Source organism: Enterococcus sp. OL5, assembly GCF_006491895.1.
In the GTDB taxonomy this organism is placed as follows: Bacteria; Bacillota; Bacilli; order Lactobacillales; family Enterococcaceae; genus Enterococcus_D; species Enterococcus_D innesii.
In genome coordinates, this window is the sequence record NZ_VHIL01000001.1 from 251,253 (window position 1) to 270,617 (window position 19,365).

At 43.4% G+C, this 19,365-nt stretch carries 20 protein-coding genes and 1 pseudogene; all 21 read right to left on the reverse strand.

The genetic code is table 11. The features are described from left to right. Positions 1-70 precede the first annotated feature (70 nt). Positions 71-892, reverse strand: a complete 822-nt coding sequence (locus FJU10_RS01150) for a TlyA family RNA methyltransferase (RefSeq protein ID WP_140964927.1) — start codon at positions 890-892, stop codon at positions 71-73. Continuing rightward, positions 889-1,785: a polyprenyl synthetase family protein gene (locus tag FJU10_RS01155; RefSeq protein ID WP_140964928.1), complete on the reverse strand. Its 897-nt coding sequence runs from the start codon at positions 1,783-1,785 to the stop codon at positions 889-891. The genes FJU10_RS01150 and FJU10_RS01155 overlap by 4 nt, the downstream gene beginning before the upstream one ends. Further along, on the reverse strand, positions 1,782-2,003 hold the full coding sequence (locus tag FJU10_RS01160; protein ID WP_005235356.1) for an exodeoxyribonuclease VII small subunit: 222 nt from the start codon (positions 2,001-2,003) through the stop codon (positions 1,782-1,784). Before FJU10_RS01160 ends, FJU10_RS01155 begins: the two co-directional genes overlap by 4 nt. Next, positions 1,984-3,336: an exodeoxyribonuclease VII large subunit gene (gene xseA, locus FJU10_RS01165; protein WP_140964929.1), complete on the reverse strand. Its 1,353-nt coding sequence runs from the start codon at positions 3,334-3,336 to the stop codon at positions 1,984-1,986. Before xseA ends, FJU10_RS01160 begins: the two co-directional genes overlap by 20 nt. Then, positions 3,337-4,188, reverse strand: a complete 852-nt coding sequence (locus FJU10_RS01170; protein ID WP_077454331.1) for a bifunctional methylenetetrahydrofolate dehydrogenase/methenyltetrahydrofolate cyclohydrolase — start codon at positions 4,186-4,188, stop codon at positions 3,337-3,339. Between the two features lie 294 nt (positions 4,189-4,482). Continuing rightward, positions 4,483-4,947: a transcription antitermination factor NusB gene (nusB, locus tag FJU10_RS01175; protein ID WP_005235350.1), complete on the reverse strand. Its 465-nt coding sequence runs from the start codon at positions 4,945-4,947 to the stop codon at positions 4,483-4,485. After that, positions 4,940-5,365, reverse strand: a complete 426-nt coding sequence (locus tag FJU10_RS01180) for an Asp23/Gls24 family envelope stress response protein (protein WP_005225770.1) — start codon at positions 5,363-5,365, stop codon at positions 4,940-4,942. Before FJU10_RS01180 ends, nusB begins: the two co-directional genes overlap by 8 nt. Before the next feature lie 209 nt (positions 5,366-5,574). Beyond that, the gene (locus FJU10_RS01185) at positions 5,575-6,639 is read right to left on the reverse strand and encodes a M24 family metallopeptidase (RefSeq protein WP_086292167.1); all 1,065 of its coding nucleotides are present in this window, start codon (positions 6,637-6,639) and stop codon (positions 5,575-5,577) included. Between the two features lie 214 nt (positions 6,640-6,853). Next, the gene (locus FJU10_RS01195; RefSeq protein WP_005225767.1) at positions 6,854-7,093 is read right to left on the reverse strand and encodes a GlsB/YeaQ/YmgE family stress response membrane protein; all 240 of its coding nucleotides are present in this window, start codon (positions 7,091-7,093) and stop codon (positions 6,854-6,856) included. Positions 7,094-7,167: 74 nt separating this feature from the next. Beyond that, positions 7,168-7,534: pseudogene (locus FJU10_RS01200) on the reverse strand (DUF956 family protein). Positions 7,535-7,650: 116 nt separating this feature from the next. Then, positions 7,651-8,562, reverse strand: a complete 912-nt coding sequence (locus FJU10_RS01205; RefSeq protein WP_005235347.1) for a PTS system mannose/fructose/sorbose family transporter subunit IID — start codon at positions 8,560-8,562, stop codon at positions 7,651-7,653. A 20-nt stretch (positions 8,563-8,582) separates the two neighbouring features. Continuing rightward, a complete protein-coding gene (locus FJU10_RS01210; protein WP_081118064.1) occupies positions 8,583-9,386 on the reverse strand; it encodes a PTS mannose/fructose/sorbose transporter subunit IIC in 804 nt (267 codons plus the stop codon). Between the two features lie 30 nt (positions 9,387-9,416). After that, positions 9,417-10,409 (reverse strand): mannose/fructose/sorbose PTS transporter subunit IIA, encoded by a 993-nt coding sequence (locus FJU10_RS01215; RefSeq protein ID WP_096741307.1) that lies wholly within the window; start codon positions 10,407-10,409, stop codon positions 9,417-9,419. 69 nt (positions 10,410-10,478) lie between these two features. Next, complete coding sequence (locus FJU10_RS01220; protein ID WP_026008065.1) at positions 10,479-10,973, reverse strand: PTS system mannose/fructose/N-acetylgalactosamine-transporter subunit IIB; 495 nt, start codon at positions 10,971-10,973, stop codon at positions 10,479-10,481. A 228-nt stretch (positions 10,974-11,201) separates the two neighbouring features. After that, positions 11,202-14,024 (reverse strand): sigma-54-dependent transcriptional regulator, encoded by a 2,823-nt coding sequence (locus FJU10_RS01230; protein ID WP_140964930.1) that lies wholly within the window; start codon positions 14,022-14,024, stop codon positions 11,202-11,204. A gap of 180 nt (positions 14,025-14,204) precedes the next feature. Further along, positions 14,205-14,738 carry a GNAT family N-acetyltransferase gene (locus tag FJU10_RS01235; RefSeq protein WP_081118061.1) on the reverse strand — a complete coding sequence of 178 codons (534 nt, stop codon included), beginning with the start codon at positions 14,736-14,738 and terminating at the stop codon, positions 14,205-14,207. A 95-nt stretch (positions 14,739-14,833) separates the two neighbouring features. After that, entirely contained in the window at positions 14,834-15,742 is a 909-nt protein-coding gene (locus tag FJU10_RS01240; RefSeq protein ID WP_140964931.1) for a diacylglycerol/lipid kinase family protein, read from the reverse strand. Between the two features lie 145 nt (positions 15,743-15,887). After that, entirely contained in the window at positions 15,888-16,679 is a 792-nt protein-coding gene (gene phnE / locus FJU10_RS01245) for a phosphonate ABC transporter, permease protein PhnE (RefSeq protein ID WP_010747988.1), read from the reverse strand. Further along, a complete protein-coding gene (gene phnE, locus FJU10_RS01250; protein ID WP_005235330.1) occupies positions 16,676-17,458 on the reverse strand; it encodes a phosphonate ABC transporter, permease protein PhnE in 783 nt (260 codons plus the stop codon). The genes phnE (FJU10_RS01245) and phnE (FJU10_RS01250) overlap by 4 nt, the downstream gene beginning before the upstream one ends. Continuing rightward, positions 17,455-18,243, reverse strand: coding sequence for a phosphonate ABC transporter ATP-binding protein (gene phnC / locus FJU10_RS01255; protein WP_016610305.1), 789 nt, complete (start codon positions 18,241-18,243; stop codon positions 17,455-17,457). Before phnC ends, phnE (FJU10_RS01250) begins: the two co-directional genes overlap by 4 nt. Positions 18,244-18,334: 91 nt before the next feature. Beyond that, complete coding sequence (gene phnD, locus FJU10_RS01260; RefSeq protein ID WP_005235326.1) at positions 18,335-19,270, reverse strand: phosphate/phosphite/phosphonate ABC transporter substrate-binding protein; 936 nt, start codon at positions 19,268-19,270, stop codon at positions 18,335-18,337. Positions 19,271-19,365: the final 95 nt, after the last annotated feature.

Consider the following 19,365-nt stretch of genomic DNA (forward strand, 5'->3'; position numbering starts at 1 on the left):
CTAATTTTATCCTATTTTGCGCAAGAAAGAAAGAGAGCCGACAAGTAAAATGTCCACTCTCTTCCATTCTTTATTTTGGTTGATGAAAGGTCTTATGTGCTGATGCAACAACTTTCGGGATATCGATCCCTGCTGCGGTACCTTCTTGCAGGCTTTTCTTTAAATGTACGATAAACTCGATATTCCCTTCGCCGCCAGTGATGGGTGAAAAACTTAGATTTAATACATCAAATTTTGTTTCTTGCGCAAAGGTGAGTACTTCCTCCAACACTCGTTCATGGGTTTTGGGATCACGTACGATCCCGTTTTTCCCCACCGCTTCTTTACCTGCTTCAAACTGGGGCTTGATCAGCGCCATCACTTCGCCGCCCGCTACCAAAATATCATACAGCGGGGGTAAAATCAGTTTAAGTGAAATAAAAGAAACATCGATCGTAGCGGCTTCAGGAAGACCGTCTAAGAAATCAGTGGGTTTTGCATAACGAAAGTTGACCCGTTCCATTACGATCACTCGCTCATCTTGCCGCAGCTTCCAGGCTAACTGATTGTAACCGACATCTAGTGCATAGCTTTTTTTGGCACCATTCTGTAACGCCGCATCGGTAAAGCCGCCGGTGGAAGCACCGATGTCTAACATGATTTTATCGGTTACGTCAAAATCAAAGACTTTGAGCGCTTTTTCTAACTTGAGACCACCACGAGAAACATACGGCAGCTTCTTGCCTTTGATCTGCAACAGTGTATCTGCAGCAATTTTTTCTCCCGGTTTATCAAGTCGTTCATTATTTTTTTCTTTGTAAACCAATCCAGCCATCACTCCTCGTTTGGCTTGCTCGCGAGTCTCAAACAGGCCTTGCTGGACAGCTAAAACATCTACTCGTTCTTTCTTCATGCGTTCCCTCGAATCTCAAATCGTTCCACAAATGCCAATAAAACATCCGGCGTAAATTGACCGTATTGACTTAATTGCGCCAGAATTTCTTTAGCCTTGGATAATTCCTCTGTCAACGCTTGCTGCGCCCCTGCTAAGCCAAGCAAAGCAGGATAGGTACTTTTCGCCAATTCGTCATCTCGACGGACAACTTTTCCTAGCTCTTCGGTCGTGCTAGTAGCATCCAACAGATCATCGCGAATTTGAAAGGCTAACCCAATATGCTGGGCAAAGCGATCCAATTCTTGCAGAATTTCTTCCGTCTGGTCGGCTAGGACACCTCCGGCAATCACCGCAAAGCGAATCAATTCGCCGGTTTTCCGTTCGTGAACAGACATCAGTTCCTCCAGACTAAGGGCTTGGTTTTCCCCTTGAATATCGGCTGCTTGACCGGCGACCATCCCTTGCGTACCCGCCGCTTTGCTTAACTGCTGTAGCAATAAGACTTTTTGATTGGCTTCGATCTCCGCCATAGCGACTAATTGAAACGCAGCTGTCAAAAGACCATCTCCAGCTAAAATCGCTAAAGCTTCACCAAAAACCTTATGGTTGGTGGGTTTGCCTCGGCGCAGATCATCGTTGTCCATAGCAGGCAGATCGTCATGGATCAGCGAATAGGTATGCACCATTTCTAAGGCTGCCGCACACTGGTACACCGCGGTATTGATAGGTTTGTGAAAAGCGGCGACTGTTGCAGCCAATAAAAGCGGACGAATGCGTTTGCCGCCGGCTTGGATCGAATACTGCATGCTTTCAAACAATCGTTGATCAGAGGTGTGTTCTTTGACAAAGCGTTCCATGACTTCTTCAATCAAAGAGGCGTGCGCTTTTGTGAATTCGGTTAAAGCACTCATTGGTTTTCCTCTTCAAAAGGCACTTCTTCGTTGGATTCAGTCATCATTTTTGTTAAGGACTTTTCTGCTTTACTCAAAGTGTCCTTGCATTGCTTGCTCAAAACCATGCCTTTTTGAAAAGCATCTAACGCTTCTTCCAATGGAACATCGCCTTGTTCCAAACGGGTTACGATTTGTTCTAATTCTTGTAATGATTCTTCAAATGTTGGATTTGCCATGATTAACTCCTTCTGTACTAATAACTTCGACAAGTGCTTGGCCATCTTGGTAATGGATCGTCAGCTGGTCTTCTGGCTCGATCGCATCAATCGACTTGATCACCTGCTCATTTTTCGTGGTATAGCTGTAGCCCCGACCCATGATTTTTAGTGGGCTTAGCAAATCAAGGGATTGGACTGCATTTGCAAATTGATTTTCTTTTGCTGCATAGATATCTTTCATGGCTTTGGTTAAGCGTTGGGAAAGATAACTGACCTCTTGGTTGCTGGCTTGTAATCGCGCTTTTGGTTGTTGTTGTGCCAACCGTGAAATCAATTGCTGTGCATGGCGATCCTTGTCATAAAGCAAGGTTTGTAAGCCTTGCTGCATCCGCTGCTGCAACTGATCGAGTTTGATCGACTGTGCCTCATACAAGCGCTCTGGTTGCCGAAAAACATACGATCCAATCACTCGCTGATAGCGTTCTTGTTTGTACTGGATCTGGTGCATAAATGCTTGCTCTAATCGGGCTTGTCTTTCTTCGATCCGCAAAATCTCCTCCGACAGCACCGGCACCGCTAATTCGGCTGCAGCGGTCGGAGTTGCCGCCCGCACATCCGCCACTAAATCGGCAATCGTCGTATCGGTTTCATGCCCCACTGAAGAAATAATGGGGGTTTTTGCATCAAAAATGGCTCTTGCCACTCGTTCTTCATTGAAAGGCCAGAGGTCTTCGATCGATCCACCCCCACGTCCGATGATCATGGTATCAAAGGTCCCATCGGCTTCGACTCGTTGGATATTTTTCACCACATCATCCGCAGCTTTGTTGCCTTGTACCACGGTTGGGTACAAAACGATCTGAGCAATGGGATAACGCCGCTGGGTCGTCGTGATGATATCTCTGATCACCGCCCCACTAGGACTGGTCAAGACTGCGATGCGTTTCGGGTATTTCGGCAATGACTGCTTCGGTGCAGAAAATAATCCTTCCGCTGCCAATTTCTGCTTTAATTGTTCATAGGCTTGATAAAGGGCACCGACACCGTCTGGTTCCATGTGATCGATCACCATCTGGTAATTTCCGCTCGACTCATACAAGGTGATACGTCCAACTGCCATGACTTTCATGCCCTCTTCTGGTTGAAAGCGCAACTTGTCAAAAGCGCCTTTGAACATGACGGTCGAAATCTTTGCACCATCATCTTTCAAACTAAAGTATTGGTGATTGGGGCGACGACGAAAATTAGAGATCTCCCCCGTCAAATAAACTCGCTCTAGATACGGATCGACGTCAAACTTACGCTTGATATATTTTGTTAATGCGGTCACCGTTAAATATTCTTGCGCCATTTAGTTTTTCATTGTCTCCTTTGCTGCCTCGATCGTTTGGGCCATCAACATCGTGATCGTCATTGGTCCTACACCTCTAGGTACCGGAGTGATATAGCTAGCGATCGGTTCAACTTCATCAAATTTGACATCGCCGATCAACTTGCCATTGGCATCCCGATTCATTCCTACATCGATCACCACGGCCCCTTCTTTTACGAAGTCTTTTGTGACAAAATGACCGCGGCCGATCGCCACGACTAAAATGTCCGCTTGCTTCGCTAACTCAGGCAGATTTTTGGTTTTTGAATGAGCGATGGTCACAGTGGCATTTGCCCCTAAGAGCAAGTGCGCCATTGGTTTTCCGACAATGTTGCTGCGACCGATCACTAAGGCATTTTTCCCTTCCAATTCGATCCCATACGCAGCAAACATTTTCATGATGCCATAAGGGGTACAAGGAATTCGGTCAGGTACACCGGCAAATAATTTTCCTAAATTGATTGGATGAAAGCCGTCGACATCTTTTTCTGGTTTGATGGCTAACAGTACTTTTTCTTCATTGATATGTTTTGGCAAAGGAAGTTGAACCAAAATGCCATGAAAGGCGTCATCGTTATTGAACTGTTCGATTTCTGCTAATAATTCTGCCTCGGTAATGGATTCAGGATAGCGGGCAACACGGGAATTGATGCCGATTTTCGCCGCAGCTAGTTCTTTATTTTTCACATAAGTCTGACTTGCTTTGTCTTCTCCAACAAGCAAAACAACTAATCCCGGTGTCACACCTTGCTCCTTTAGTGATGCTGTCTCTGAAAGAAACGCTGCTTGCATTTTTTCAGCCAATTCTTTTCCATTGATCAATGTACCCATTCTGACAACTCCTCCAACCTGATTATACTGACTTTGTTTGTAAAAAGAAACGCACCAATCGTTTGTCGATCTGCTTCTTCATGTGTTCTATCATAGCATTTTCTGAAAAGAAAAACACCGTCTAACGCTCCCTTTTTTCGGAAAATACGAGGGTAATCCGACAAAGTATGTGCGAAAAAACCGAACGATCAAGCAAGACCGTCAAAACAAGGCGGTTGCTCATAAATCGTTCGGTTTCTGACTCGATCGAAAAAAAGGCTGTGCTCTTTTGATCGATATGGTTAGGGCTGAAAATTACTCACTTACTTGGTTGTTTTTTGTTTCTAGCTCTTGATTGACTGTCGATAAAATACCGTTGACAAACTTTCTGGACTGATCGTCACTAAAGGTTTTCGCTAATTCGATCGCTTCATTCAAAGCCACACGATTCGGCACATTATCCACATAGATCATTTCATACAAAGCAATTCGTAAAATCGTCACGTCCATTTTTGATAAACGCTGGATTTTCCAACCGGCTTTTAAATGACTTTGAATGACTTCATCCAAAGCTTCTTTGTAATGACAAACACCTGCCACTAATTGATCTAAATAAACAGGCACAAAATGCTCTTGTTCTTCATCAATCAATTCATGGTGTTCCAACTCGATGGCATGCATGATGGCATCTTGTTTCGTTAAATCTTTGTTAAAGTCTAGTGGAAATAAAGCTTGTAACGCCATTTTCCGTATTTCATGCCGTGATAATTCTTTACTCATTTTCTTCCTCGTCGTTTCCAAATAATTCTTCGATGTCTGGTAAATCTACTTTTTCTGGCACGACTGCCACAACATGAACATTTACTTCAGCCAGTTGCACATCTGTCATAAATAAGACTTGCTGTTTGACCCGTTCTTGGATCTCCATTGCCACTTTAGGCACTGACATCCCATAAGTAATATAGCAGTAGATATCCACTTTGATCCCTGTTTCATCGATCGTTAAGTAGACCCCTTTGCCATGAGCTGCGCGACCTAATAATTCAGTGACACTGTTTGCCAGTGTTCCTCGCATCCCATAGACACCTTCCACTTTAGAAGCAGCGATTCCAATAATGATCTCGATCACTTCTGGCGCGATGACGATCTCGCCTAATTCAGGACTTGCATTTAATACAAGGTTTTTATCTTCATTCATACGTTTTTGCCTCCATTCTAAACAGCTGTACCGTATTGTTTGTAAAAAAATCGCTCGTTTTTTCCGTTTGAAGCAAACCAACGCTTGATTCAATCAATAACATCCATGGCACAGTGTTTCTTCTCGCTCTAAGTTTATCATTTTCTGCACTGAGAATCTATAATAACCCACTATTCTCAATGAATTTTCTGAAAAACAAGGTCGATGAATCAGAGAATGATCAATTCTTTCGGTGAATGTGTCAACACTTTATTGCCCGTTTCGGTGATCAAAAGATCATCTTCGATACGAACGCCGCCAATTCCTGGAAGATAGATTCCTGGTTCATCTGTAATAACGTTTCCGACAACAAATGCTTTATCAGCGCGGAAGGATACATTTGGTCCTTCGTGGATCTCTAAACCAATCCCATGACCTGTTGAATGGCCAAAGGCATCTCCGTAGCCAAAGGAAGCAATGTGATCCCGGGCGATCGCATCTAGTTCAATTCCGGTCATTCCAGGTTTTGCTGCTGCCAAAACTTTTTCTTGTGCTTCTAGTACGATTTGATAGATTTCTTTCAATTTATCGCCAGGATCGCCTACTGCAAAGGTTCTAGTCATATCAGACACATAGCCTTGATAATAACAGCCAAAGTCTAACGTGATCAGATCACCTTGTTCGATCACTTTTTCACTGGCAACTCCATGGGGCATTGCTGAACGCAGACCACTAGCCACGATCGTTTCAAAAGATACGCTTGTGGCACCTAATGAACGCATAAAGAAATCCAACTGATTCGCCACTTCGATTTCGGTCATTCCTGGGCGGATCATTTTCAAAATATGTTCAAATCCTTGATCGGCGATATGGCAGGCTTGTTGGATCAATGCGATCTCTTCCTCATCTTTGACTTCCCGCAATGCCTCGATCATCCCCGATACAGGGGCTAGTGATGATTCCTCGATCAAGTCTTCTAAGACGGAGTATTCAGCAAAGCTGACGAAACTTTCTTCAAATGCTAAGACATTGATTTCTTCATTCTGGCAGATGGTTGCAACTTCTTCAAAAATCGGCCCGCTATTTTTTACGATCTCAAATCCTTGGGCTTGAGCAGCTGCTTGTTCTGTATAACGAAAATCTGTTACAAAAAAGGCTTTGTCTAACGTAATGACTGCTAAACCAGTTGTACCAGTAAAGTTTGTCAAGTAACGCAAATTGTATGGGCTGGTGATCAAGAACCCATCAATCGAATCTTTTCTCATTGCTTCACGTAATTTTTCAACTCTTAACATGTATCGTTCCCTACTTTCTTTTTCTATACGATAGTATTATAACAAACTTCCAGAAAAAGCGGAAAGTAAGCGAAAAGTTTTCTAAAAAATCAAACAATACGAATGAAAAGAATGGTATTTTAAAAAGACTCTAGTTTACTCTCTCGTTATTCTCTTCTAGATAGCTTCAATGCACAAAAAAAGCAACCCAATCGATGGATTGCTTCTTTGATAATTATCTTTTCCGTCCCAAAAAGAACGATACGACAGCCACGAAAATGACTGCGCCAATGATTGCCGGCACGATTGCCATTCCTGCCACTTGTGGTCCCCAAGTGCCGAATAAGCCTTGTCCGATTGATGCGCCCACAAGTCCTGCGACGATATCAAAAATGCAACCGCGTTTTTCTCCTGCGATAGCACCGCCGATCGACCCGATGACCGCTCCCACGATCAATGTCCATAAAAAGTGCATAATAACCCCTCCTAAACTTTCTTATAAAAAGGGTAACACATTGAGAATCAATTGGAAAAACATATGCTCTCTTGTTATTTTCTACGGGTAATTGCCCGTTTCAAGATATCGAAAAAGCCAAGAGAATGGACCATATGATCTGGGTCAACGTATTCTCGAATTGCCCGCAGAACTTTTTTTTGGTTCTTTCGATGAGAAGGTATACGTCCCATTCTTTTTGGTCCGAATCGCATAACGTGGGATCCAACGTCCTTTGAACAAGACCGAAGCGATCACATAGTCGACGTCTTCCCAAGGAATTTGAATAAACTTGCGTTTGTCACGATCATTGTAAAACTCAAAGGCATTATCGCCGATCATGATTTTGCCGTATTCATTGATACCTAAAAAAGACGTAGCATCGATCGTCAAATCAACTTTTGTATTAAGGGATTGTACCATTTGCGCTTACTCCATTCTATATCGTCTTATTGTTACCTATTATACGTGTTTGCGGCATATTTGGCGAATAAATAAAAAGATGCTTGGGTTTCCCCAAGCACCTATCATTGAAAAGATTATAACAATCCGATCAAGTGTCCACCGATACCGACTAAGAATAGACCGATAATAATGACGATTGGAGAAACTTTTTTCTTCAATAACCACATACATAACAAAGTAAGCAATAGTGCAGCTAAACCAGGAATCAATTGATCCAAGTTGTTTTGCAATGTTGTTACTTTTGTATCAGTCAATGCACGGCCTTCAGCTACTTGTTGGAAGGCTTGTTGCAAACCAGCTGAACCGGAAGGCAAGTTTGCCCAGTCGACATAGGCACCTTCATCAAGCGGTACGCTTGAGACAACTGGTGCAAAGGAAATCGAAACCCAACGTTGAACAAGTGACCCTAATACGAACATCCCTAAAATAGAAGCACCTTTTGTTACATCTTGTAGCAAACCACCTGAAAGGTCATCTGTGATTTTAGAACCAGCACGGTAGCCGAATTCTTGTGTGTACCACATAAATGCCCAACGGATGATGTTCCAAGCAACGAAGAAGATGATTGGGCCTAAAATGTTTCCGCCTAAAGCAAGAGAAGCACCTAATGCACCTAACATCGGACGGACAGTAAACCAGAACACAGGGTCACCGACACCGGCTAAAGGACCCATCATCCCAACTTTTACCCCTTGGATCGCTACGTCATCGACAGGCGCGCCATTGGCACGTTCTTCTTCTAACGCTAGTGTTACCCCTAAGATTGGTGATGCGATATATGGGTGAGTATTAAAGAATTCTAAGTGACGCTTTAAAGCAGCGGCACGGTCTTCTTTTGTTTTGTATAATTTTTTGATTGCTGGAATCATTGAGAATGCCCAACCACCATTTTGCATACGTTCATAGTTCCATGAACCTTGAATGAAGGTAGAGCGCCATGCTACGGCTAAACGATCTTTTTTATTTAATTGAATTTTTTCTGCCATTTTTTTCTCCTCCTTCGATTCTAATAGTCATTCAAGATATCGCCTAGAGGGTCGCCAGTGTTGCTGCCGCCGCCTCCATTTGATGATCCGCCCATTTTAGTTAGGTTCAAGTAGATCAATGCGATTGCTACTGCCAAGGCACCGATAGCGATCAATGTCAATTCAGAGATAGCTGCGATAACGAAACCGATAATAAAGAATGGCCATACTTCGCGAGTTGCCATCATGTTGATAACCATTGCGTAACCAACGGCAACAACCATACCACCACCGATAGCCATACCATCCGTCAACCATGCAGGCATTGATTCTAAGAAGTTTTGAACAGTTGCAGCAGGGATTGCCAACAATGCAGCTGCAGGAATCGCAATACGAACCCCTTGCATACATACAGCGATCACGTGCCACATTTCAATTTTACGAATGTTGCCTTCTTCAGCAGCCGCATCCATAAAGTGAACGATTGGCACAGCCAATGTACGAACGATCATTGTCAAGAACAAACCAGCAACAGCTAGAGGGATTGCAACGGCAATCGCTGTATCAACACCAGCAGTTCCTTGTCCACCTAAAACTAAAATAATTGCAGATGCAACAGACGCCAATGCAGCATCAGGTGCAACAGCGGCACCGATGTTTGCCCATCCAAGTGCGATCATTTGTAATGATCCGCCCAAAATGATACATGCTTCCAAATTACCGGTCACTAAACCGATCAAAGTACACGCGATTAGCGGTTGATGGAATTGGAATTCATCCAAGATTCCTTCCATACCAGCTAAAAAGGCAACGAGTACTACTAATACCATAGATATAATAGTCATGATAGACCTCCTATTTAGTTGAATACGTTTCTATTTATTTGCCAATTCATTTTTGGCTTTGCGTAAGATTTCGTCCATGTTGTCTCGAGAGTCATTTGGTACTTTACGCACATCGAATTTGATGCCGCGTTCTTTTAGATCTTCAAATGTCTTCACATCGTCCGTACCCATCGACAATACTTTACTTACAACAACTTTCCCAACAGAGTGAGCCATTGAACCAACGTTCACTTCAGTGATATCAACGCCGCCTTCAACTGCACGCAACACATCTTGTGGGTTTTCAAATAAAAGTAAAGCTTTCGTATTCCCGAAACGAGGGTCTTTAGAAACTTCAATCATTTTATCCACTGGAATGACGTTCGCTTTTACTCCTGGAGGAGCTGCTTGTTCGATCAGTTTTTTACGCAAGTCATCTTTTGCCACCGCGTCAGAAACAACGATGATCCGAGATGGATTGACTGATTTTGTCCAAGCTGTTGCGACTTGACCATGCAACAAACGTGAATCGACACGTGCAAGTACGATTTTGATTTTGCCATCGCCTAGAACAGTTCCCGGAGGAAGTGATCCTTTAGGTTGATCGTCTTGCACTGCTTTTGGTGCTGCCGCTTCTTCTGGTTCAAGCTCTTCTGGTTTGACCTTGACCCCTTCTTTAGCTGTTTCAACGATATGCGCAGCGATTTCATGCGCTGTATTCATTGAAAAACGTGAAGCATAGGCTTCGATCACCATTGGTAAATTCATACCAGCAACGATTGCCCATTTGTCTTTGTGATCTTCAAACAAGCTGTTCGCTTGGTTGAAAGGAGTACCACCCCAAAGATCAACTAAGAATAATACTTCTTCTTGATCGTCAAATGTAGCAATTGCTTCTTGCATTTTTGCCTTGATGTCATCTGGACCTTCACTTGGCATCAATGTAACAGCTTTAACATTTTCTTGTTCGCCGAAGATCATTGAACCAGATTGCAAAATGCCGTTAGCAAATTCTCCATGACTTGCTAGGATAATTCCTACCATCTTTTTACCTCCTATATCAAAATTGAAAAATGTGACACGAATACGAAAGAAAAAACAACATCGAAAAAATTAAGGGTGACTACCTTCTTTTTCCAAAATATCCTTTAAAAAGATTTTACGATCAGCTGGAACTTTGCGTATCTCCACTTCAATGCCTTGGTTTTGCAAGTAAAGCAATGAAGCAAGATCTTGATCATTGACTGACACGAAATTAGTGATCATCCGTTTTCCCATTGAAAAGCTCATGCCGCCGATATTGACGGAACGAATGTCAATGCCTCCTTTGACCAGAGTCACGACATCTTGAGGGTTGGTAAATAATAACATGACTTTTTGCGTATTAAATAATGTGTTATGCGCCACCTCAAGCATTTTTGCTACTGTCACCACATTGGATTTGATTCCTGGTGGAGCAGCTTCTTTCAAGAGAAACTTCCGTAATTGGTCATTTGCGACCTCATCACTGACCACGATGATTCGATTGATACCAGTCATTTTCGACCAAGCTGTGGCGACCTGACCATGAATCAACCGATCGTCGATTCGGGCAAGACGTATATCCATTCCCATTGTGCAAGCCTCCTACATCCATCGATCCGCTTTTCATATTGAGGATCTGTTCTTTTTTCAATCACCTCCTGTATCCACTTATATAGAAGCAAGAAGCGTGCCAAGTTTTTGCGATACACTATTCTTGAAAAAACCTTAAGAATCAGCATTTGAATAATACACTAAAAAGATACACTAAAAAATACTTTATCTTTTTTAGTGTATCTGTATTATTTTTCATGATTATTGGTATTGCTCTTTTTCCCGATGGTTCTTTACGAGTTCCATCAAGTAATACTCTTCCGCATCAGGAATCTCAATATTCATCAAACGACTAAACGACTGGACATGGACATGAAGCAGTGCGTAAAGTGGGTCCGAACGCATCGCCTCTAGCTCTTTCTCCCCAACTGTTAGCGGCTGCCGCAAAATGATTCGTTCCAGCATACCTGCACTATGCATGACAAAGTTGATCAAAAAGCCTTGCTGCGCTTGCACTAATTCAAGATCACGAATGATCTCCAGGCTGAACTTCCATAAAGGATCGACCACTTTTTTCGGATTGATATACGTAAAGTTTTCTTCTAGATACTGGACGCAGATTGCTTTCGCCTGTTGGTCATCCAGCTGAACTTCATCTTCAAAACTCAAATCGTTCTCTAATAGGATATCATCTAACAAAAGATCGACATCTTGGTCAATAAAACGTTCCAGCGAAATAAATGGCGCATCTATATGGGGATCGATGATCCCCGTTGCAGCAATCAACCGATAACGCTGTTGAATCTGTTCCAAATCCGTTCTTAGATCCGCCACCGATAAGGTCACCACTTCAACATTTTGGTTTTGCCGTTTTGACAGTGAACTTTGGATCAATTCTTTGATACGCTGCGCCGTTCCTTTTCCTGAAGCACAGACCGCTAAGATCGCTTTAGGGTGATGGTTTTGTGTCACTGGTTCTTCCACAGTGACCGCTCCATATCCACGGAACTTCCGTAATGAATCATAGAGCTGATCGAGGTCCGTGCCGATCACTGACGCTTTACGGACCGTCTCCAACACGATGGAGGTGGTCACCATGTCGACTGTCCGCACAGCCACGCCTGTTTCCCGCTGGATCTCATTATTAAAGGTTGCTAAAGACCCCATATCGACTAACAGGATCACTCCGCTACCGTCATTGACAGCACGCACACTATCCACGATTTTTTTCAACGCCACAGCTGGTGGCATATCTAATGGCATGTCCACCGCTGTCACTTGATCGACTTCCAGCAACTGTTTGACCACTTGTACCATGCTACTGGCTGTGCTGTTGCCGTGGGCTGCAACGACGACGCCGATTTTCCCAGAGGAATGAGAGGTTCTAAGAGAAACCAGAAGAACCGCTAAATAATAAGATTCGCTCTCCGGAATCGCCACTTGGAAACTATCACCAATAAAATTGCGGACTTCTTTGGCGACTTCAAACTCTTGCGGATAGTCAGCTACCATCTGACGAATATTGTCATTGGTTTGTCGTTCTTCTCCTAGATGGATTTTTTTCAAAAATGAGCTGATGTGTAAGCTCATGGCATAGATGAAGTTTTGCTGAAAATCGTAATTTAAGCGTTGCCGAACCATCTCGTAGATTTGATTTGTTACACTGATCACTTTCTGGTCGACAAATTCACTTAGTTTATTGACCGAGTTAAAGGAAAACCCGTGATCTTTATAAAAAGACTTTAAGTGAACATTAATATCTGTTGAGATAAAATGATTGATCGCCTCTTGATCCAACCCATCTGCTTTTAGCAAAGCAGCCTTGTCGCCGATAATATCGTAAAGATTATAAGGCAATTCATAGGAATCTGATTGGATATTGTTTAAGTTTTGATTCGGCTGAACACTGATTTTCGGTTCAAGGATCTTTGAAAGCTCTGCCAGCTCATTGCGACGATTTCCCAAGACGATCAACCCTGAACGGATCCCTTCTGGAAGATCTAATAAATCGATTTCAATTTCATCCTGCTGCATATGGTTTAGAAATCCACGGGCACAAACAAGCTGCACGTTCGACTTCAATTGCCCGATATTCCCAAAACTAACACTGCCGATCAGTGCTTTAACCACATCTTCTGTCAAGGTGATCGTCCGTTGGATGCGGGTCGCCTCTTGCCCAACTAATACCCGAACAAGGTCGACTTTTTCTGACGCCGGTCGTTTTTCAAAAAAAGGCAGTTGAATATTGATGGGAATCCGCCGGGTAAAGGTATCTAAGAGTGTTGAGTTGGGGTCTTCCGTAGTCGCTCCAACGATTCGGACATTCGCTTGATGGTTTTTGCCCGTCTCTCCTAAACGACTGAAGGTTCCATGATCCATAAAGTAAAAGATCATTTCCTGACCTTCCGGTGGTAAGCGATGGATCTCATCGAGAAATAGCATACTTTCATCTGCTTGATCGATAATACCGATTTTCTCTTGATCGGCACCCGTAAATGCGCCTCGCACATAACCAAACAAATGACTCATCAAAAGTTCCGGATTATTCGCATAGTCCGCACAGTTAAAGACAATCAATTCTTTGTCTTCGGCAATCACCTGATTGCTTTTGGCAAACTGAAACATCGCATGGGCAAAGTAGGTTTTCCCAGAACCTGTAGGACCTGTAATCAAGCAGTTTAGCCCCTTTGGCGGATACAAAATCGCTGCTTTGGCTTGCTCAACGGCGTTTTTCATACTGCCATTGGCACCAATGATTGTCGCAAAAATATCCCGGTCAGAAGGTTTTCCTTGTACTCGCTGAGGGAAAGCTTTTTCCCTTTGGGGACGATTTTCTTTATAGCTTGGGACATACTTTTCCGAACTGCTTGCGTCAATACCTGCTGCCCAATAGCGCACAGGACGTGAATCACTTTTTTCAACGCGTCCTTCTTTGACAAGCTGATTTAAATCTTTACTGGCATTACTGCGCTGAATGGCTAAGTGATCGGCAACTTCCGAAGTAGACAACCCCTTTTTCTCCCCTAAGCCGCTCCGCGTGTTTTCAAGGATATATTGATAGATACGTTCGATTCGCTTGCCCAACAGCTTCGCCTCCTTGTTTTTCCACTTGAATACTTTACTCATTTTTCTATAAAAAAGCAACTTTTTTCCACATAGAAAAAACAAAATGCTTTGCATTTAGTAGCAATAGAAAAAATTTCCACCTGTTACTTTCAGCATAAAGCATTTTGCCAAAAAAAGATATTCAAAAGTCAGGATGCGTTAGGCTTTTTCATTAGGAATGAACGCTGGCACCTGGTCTGGAAATCGTTGCAGTTCTTTTTGCATCCATATCACATCGTGCCATTGATTGAACTTATAGCCGACATGCGCAAAATCAGCAACTTTCCGATACCCAAGTTTCTCATGAAAAGCCTCGCTTTGTTGATTGCCTCCTGTAATACACGCAGTCAGATTGACCACGTTTTGCGCTTTTAATTTTTCCTCAAGCGCTTGGTAAAGAGCGGTACCGAGTCCTTTTGCTTTGGCATCTGGGGCTAAATAAACGGTTACTTCAACGGTCCAATCATAGGCTGCTCGTTCTTTATAGGCTGATGCATAGGCATAACCGACGATTTCACCAGCCTCTTCTGCAACGAGATACGGGTAGCGTTTCAAGGTCTTGGCGATGCGTTCCGCGAATTCTTGAACCGTGGGCACCTCCGTTTCAAAGGTAATCGGTGTATTATCTACATAATAAGCATAGATTGCTGTCAAGGCTTGGGCATCTGCAATGGTGGCAGAACGTATCGTCATAGAATCCCTTCTTTCAGTAAATTTTTTCCAGTATACTCTTTCTAAAGAAAAAAAACAATCCGCTTTTGACGGATCGTTTCCTAGTAATTGATGATTTAGCGGGCTTTTTCAGCGCCGCAATACACGGTGAGATGTTGTGGCAGCACCTGTACTGTAATTGGCAACTCAGGTCCTGGATCGCCATCGACATTCGTTTCGATCGTTGTTCCATCTGTCAAACGAATCGCAGCTTTATCAAAGGTTTGATAACCAAGAACATCATTTGATTCCGTAACTCCTTTGAGAAGCTCAGGCACACTTTTGACAGTTTCCCAAAGATTCGTATCCTTCAAGTAGATCAGATGCAAATTTCCGTCATCGGTACTCGCTTTAGGTAAAAGAGATTCAAAACCGCCAATCGTATTCGATGACCCAACGATCATCGTACTACTTTCCACAGCGATCGTCGTTTTTTCACCATTATTTTCGGCGATCACTTCAAACTGATGACTTTCATTTTTCCGCACTTCCCGTAGACCAGAAACAAAATAGGCCATTTTTCCCAGCTTGGTTTTTTCTTCAGCTTCCACATTGTTGATCGCTGCTGGAATCATACCGATCGCCACCACATTGGTAAAATAAGCTTGATTGACCTGCCCAATATCGATTTTGCGGGTGTGATCCACTGCAAATGATTCGATGGCTTCCTTAGGATCTAGTGGAATCGCTAATGCTCTGGCTAAATCATTTACTGTTCCCAGCGGGAAGAAACCGAAATTTGGTCGTTTGTCATGAGGGGCTAAGCCATTGACCGCTTCATTGACGGTACCATCACCGCCCATTGCGAAGACACTGTCAAATTCTGCTGCCGCTTCAGAGGCAAAACGCGTGGCATCTCCTTCTTTTTCGGTATGTTTGACTACGACTTCCGCAAAGCTTTCCCGCAACTTGTCTACTGCCATTTCCTCAAATTTTTTCGCTTGTTCACCACCAGAACTTGGATTGACGATCAATAATGCTTTCATAAAACAGCCTCCTTGTTTAGGTTCATTTTCTATAAATCCAGTATAACAAGTTTCACAAAAACTGTCTTAAACAACCTCCACTCCTCCGCTGCAAAAAAACACAGCCTATTTAGACTGTGTTTTTTCGAGTACGCACTTCCTTTTATTAAACCAATCGTTTACGCAAGCGCCCAGAAATAAAATCAATGATCGTGACCGTCACAACGATCCCCAATAAAATGATCCCCACGCGGCTCCATGAACGTGCATTGATAGCAAAGATCATCGGTGTACCGATCCCGCCTGCTCCTACGATCCCTAAGATCGAAGCCGAACGGACAGCCAGTTCAAATCGATACAAGGTAAAAGATAGAAATTCTGGGATCAGTTGCGGCAATGTCGCAAAGCCTAATACATCCCAGCGGCTTCCTCCCGCACTAATGACGGATTCCGAGGGACCATGATCCATGTTTTCGATCGCTTCGCTATAGAGTTTTGCCAACATCCCAATGGAATGGACACTGACCGCCAGTACTCCGGCAAAGGAGCCGGGACCCACCGTTTTAATAAACATGATGGCTAAGACGATTTCCGGAAACGTTCGAATCGCCGTCAGCACGATTTTCCCAAAGCCTGATAACCAGCGAGGACTATTTTTGCTGCGCGCCGCCCAAAAGGCAAATGGAATACTTAAAATCGATGACAAAAAGGTCCCGACAAAGGCGATCGCAACGGTTTCGATCATCAAGCTGATCAAATCTTCGCCATCACCGGTATAAACATAGCCCCAATCAGGATGGATCAGCCCATAAAAGATTGAGCCGACAATTTGACCGACATTTTCTTTGACGCCGGCAAAAGGTACACCAGCGAAAGCCCAAATATAAAGGAGGATAACGACTACTGCGATCAGCCAATTCCGTATTTTTTTCTTTTTCGGTTCTGCTGGCAACATCATAATAATCGCTCCCTTAATCTATTACTAATTGTATCAATCACCAAAACAACTGCAAAAATCACTAAGACGATAATCGACGTCTGGTCATATCGAAATTGGCTTAAAGATCGTTGTAAGAAAACACCGATTCCGCCTGCGCCGATATACCCAAGAATCGTCGATGCCCGCACATTGATCTCAAAGGCATAAAGCAAGTAACTGAGAAAATGGCTCATGACTTGCGGTACGACTGCATAGCGGATGATATCAAACTTCGATCCTCCAGAAGCCGTGATCGCTTCGATTGGACCTTCATCAATCGTTTCAATCGACTCATAAAACAATTTGGTGATCATCCCAAAAGAAAACACAGAGATGGAGATCACCCCGGCTACGGGACCGATTCCGACAATGGCAACAAATAAAGCCGCCAGCATCAAATCAGGTACTGTCCGAATGATATTTAAAACGAAACGGAAACAACCGCTGATCCAATGATTCGTCATGATATTTCGTGCTGCTAAAAGTGAAAACGGAAAGGCCGCCAGTGCACCAAAGGTTGTACCGATGATCGCCATTTGGATGGTTTGCAAAATCGGCTCAACAATGATTTTGGCATATGCCCAATCAGGATGAGCCATCTTTTGTAAAATGACATTCATTTGACTGCTGTTGCTAAAGAACCGTGCCAAATCAACGCCAGAAATAGAGCCGCTAACGAACAATACCACTAAAAAAATGACGAGCCACAGAACATTTTTCCATAGTCCGCTGCGTTTCGGCAACGTATTTGTCGTCATTGTCCTGCCCCTTCCTGCTCTTCCATGATCTCGCTACCATAAATCTGTTTCAATCGCTGATCGGTCGCTTCACTGACAGGGCCATCAAAAACCAAGCCCCCATCTCGTAACCCGATGATCCGTGTGCCGTATTCTCTTGCCAATTGGACAGAATGTAAATTGACTACGATAGTGATACCCAGATCTTGATTGATCCGTTTTAAGTCATTCATGACTTTTTCAGTGGTTAACGGATCTAATGAAGCAACTGGTTCATCCGCTAAAATAATTTTTGGCTCTTGCGTCAAAGCCCGAGCAATCGAAACCCGTTGCTGCTGACCACCAGATAATTCATCGGCTCGAGTATAAACTTTTTCTGCAAGGTTGACCCGCTGCAGTGATTGATAAGCCAACTCCTTGTCCGCTTGCGGAAAGAGACCCAGCAGCATTTTGATCGTGGGATGATAAGCCACCCGCCCCGTTAAGACGTTTCGCAAGACACTCGAACGTTTCACCAAATTGAAGCTTTGGAAAATCATGCCAATGTCTCGACGAATCAAGCGTAGCTCTCTTCCTTTTGCTTTTGTGATCGACTTGTTATCGATTAAAATCTCGCCGCTTGTAATCTCGTGCAGTCGATTGATGGAGCGCAACATCGTTGATTTGCCTGCACCGGATAAACCCACGACGATAACAAACTCTCCTTTTTTGATATCGATGTTCAAATCCTTCAACCCCAACACCCCATTTGGGTATTGCTTGGTCACATTTTGAAATGAAATAATCGTTTCGTTCTCTAGAGCCATGATTCTCCTACTTTCTTTCCATTAGATAAAAATTGCTTTCCATTCGAAAAGGGTACCTCAAGTACCGGTACCCTCCCGATCTATTCATCTATTATTGTCCGACTTGTTCCGCATACTCTCTTACAATGTCGAAATTGCTGTCTTGTGAAACAACGTATCCTTCATGCGAGTAAATATCAGAGATGATTTGTTTCCCTTCTTCATCTTTTCCGATCGCGATAAAGGCATCTTGGATTTTTTTGTCCCACTCTTCACTCATATCGCTGCGAACACTGATCGTATCGTTCGGGATCGGTTCGGTAAAGTACATTGGCTCTACCTCATCCATAATTTCAGGGTAATCGTTTTTGACCGTGTTACGGGCATCTTCAAAAACGAAGGCCGCGTCAACGTCGCCATTCAAGACAGATAAGACCGCTTGGTCATGGCCTTTGACTTGAACAGTCGTCACATCCGTGTTGATATCGATGCCTGCTTTTTTCATTTCTGCTACTGGCCAAACATAACCGGCAGAAGAAGTAACATCTTGCGTGGCAATCGTTTTGCCTTTTAAATCTTCCAACTCTTTGATGTCACTGCCGCTTTTTACGACGATCATTGAACGATAGCTATCAACCAATTCATCTGTTGATTCGCCACCAGGCTGCTTGATGCCATAACGCTGCGCTTGCAACAGTACCTTAACATTGCTTTGTTCATTTGCTAAAACATAGGCATTCGGCGGTAAAAAGCCGACATCTACTTGTTTCGAAGCCATTGCTTCAACGATTGTATTGTAGTCAGTGGAAACACTCACTGTGACTGGAATCCCCAATTCATCACTTAACAATTGCTCAAGTGGTTTTGCTTTTGCTTCTAATGTTTCTGCTGCTTGTGATGGGACAAATTGAACGGTCAACTTTTCTGGTACATATCCTGCTTCCTCAGCCGCCGAGTCAGTACTTGCTCCACCTGAGCCACATGCCGCCAGCGTAACTGCTGCCACCAAACCTAAACCAAACATTGCCGTTTTCTTCCAAACTTTCATCACTTTTTCTCCTTTTCATTAAAAAAATCGAACTCACGGAATTCCGAACTTTCCTTTTTGATTATAAAAAACCAACGAATTAAAAACAATCTTTT

Excerpts from the sequence above, each read along its gene's own strand:
- FJU10_RS01150 (WP_140964927.1), bottom strand. The coding sequence starts at position 892 with ATGAAGAAAGAACGAGTAGATGTTTTAGCTGTCCAGCAAGGCCTGTTT.
- FJU10_RS01155 (WP_140964928.1), bottom strand. The coding sequence starts at position 1,785 with ATGAGTGCTTTAACCGAATTCACAAAAGCGCACGCCTCTTTGATTGAA.
- FJU10_RS01160 (WP_005235356.1), bottom strand. The coding sequence starts at position 2,003 with ATGGCAAATCCAACATTTGAAGAATCATTACAAGAATTAGAACAAATC.
- xseA (WP_140964929.1), bottom strand. The coding sequence starts at position 3,336 with ATGGCGCAAGAATATTTAACGGTGACCGCATTAACAAAATATATCAAG.
- FJU10_RS01170 (WP_077454331.1), bottom strand. The coding sequence starts at position 4,188 with ATGGGTACATTGATCAATGGAAAAGAATTGGCTGAAAAAATGCAAGCA.
- nusB (WP_005235350.1), bottom strand. The coding sequence starts at position 4,947 with ATGAGTAAAGAATTATCACGGCATGAAATACGGAAAATGGCGTTACAA.
- FJU10_RS01180 (WP_005225770.1), bottom strand. The coding sequence starts at position 5,365 with ATGAATGAAGATAAAAACCTTGTATTAAATGCAAGTCCTGAATTAGGC.
- FJU10_RS01185 (WP_086292167.1), bottom strand. The coding sequence starts at position 6,639 with ATGTTAAGAGTTGAAAAATTACGTGAAGCAATGAGAAAAGATTCGATT.
- FJU10_RS01195 (WP_005225767.1), bottom strand. The coding sequence starts at position 7,093 with ATGCACTTTTTATGGACATTGATCGTGGGAGCGGTCATCGGGTCGATC.
- FJU10_RS01205 (WP_005235347.1), bottom strand. The coding sequence starts at position 8,562 with ATGGCAGAAAAAATTCAATTAAATAAAAAAGATCGTTTAGCCGTAGCA.
- FJU10_RS01210 (WP_081118064.1), bottom strand. The coding sequence starts at position 9,386 with ATGACTATTATATCTATGGTATTAGTAGTACTCGTTGCCTTTTTAGCT.
- FJU10_RS01215 (WP_096741307.1), bottom strand. The coding sequence starts at position 10,409 with ATGGTAGGAATTATCCTAGCAAGTCATGGAGAATTTGCTAACGGCATT.
- FJU10_RS01220 (WP_026008065.1), bottom strand. The coding sequence starts at position 10,973 with ATGGATATACGTCTTGCCCGAATCGACGATCGGTTGATTCATGGTCAG.
- FJU10_RS01235 (WP_081118061.1), bottom strand. The coding sequence starts at position 14,738 with ATGACGATACGTTCTGCCACCATTGCAGATGCCCAAGCCTTGACAGCA.
- FJU10_RS01240 (WP_140964931.1), bottom strand. The coding sequence starts at position 15,742 with ATGAAAGCATTATTGATCGTCAATCCAAGTTCTGGTGGTGAACAAGCG.
- phnE (WP_010747988.1), bottom strand. The coding sequence starts at position 16,679 with ATGATGTTGCCAGCAGAACCGAAAAAGAAAAAAATACGGAATTGGCTG.
- phnE (WP_005235330.1), bottom strand. The coding sequence starts at position 17,458 with ATGACGACAAATACGTTGCCGAAACGCAGCGGACTATGGAAAAATGTT.
- phnC (WP_016610305.1), bottom strand. The coding sequence starts at position 18,243 with ATGGCTCTAGAGAACGAAACGATTATTTCATTTCAAAATGTGACCAAG.
- phnD (WP_005235326.1), bottom strand. The coding sequence starts at position 19,270 with ATGAAAGTTTGGAAGAAAACGGCAATGTTTGGTTTAGGTTTGGTGGCA.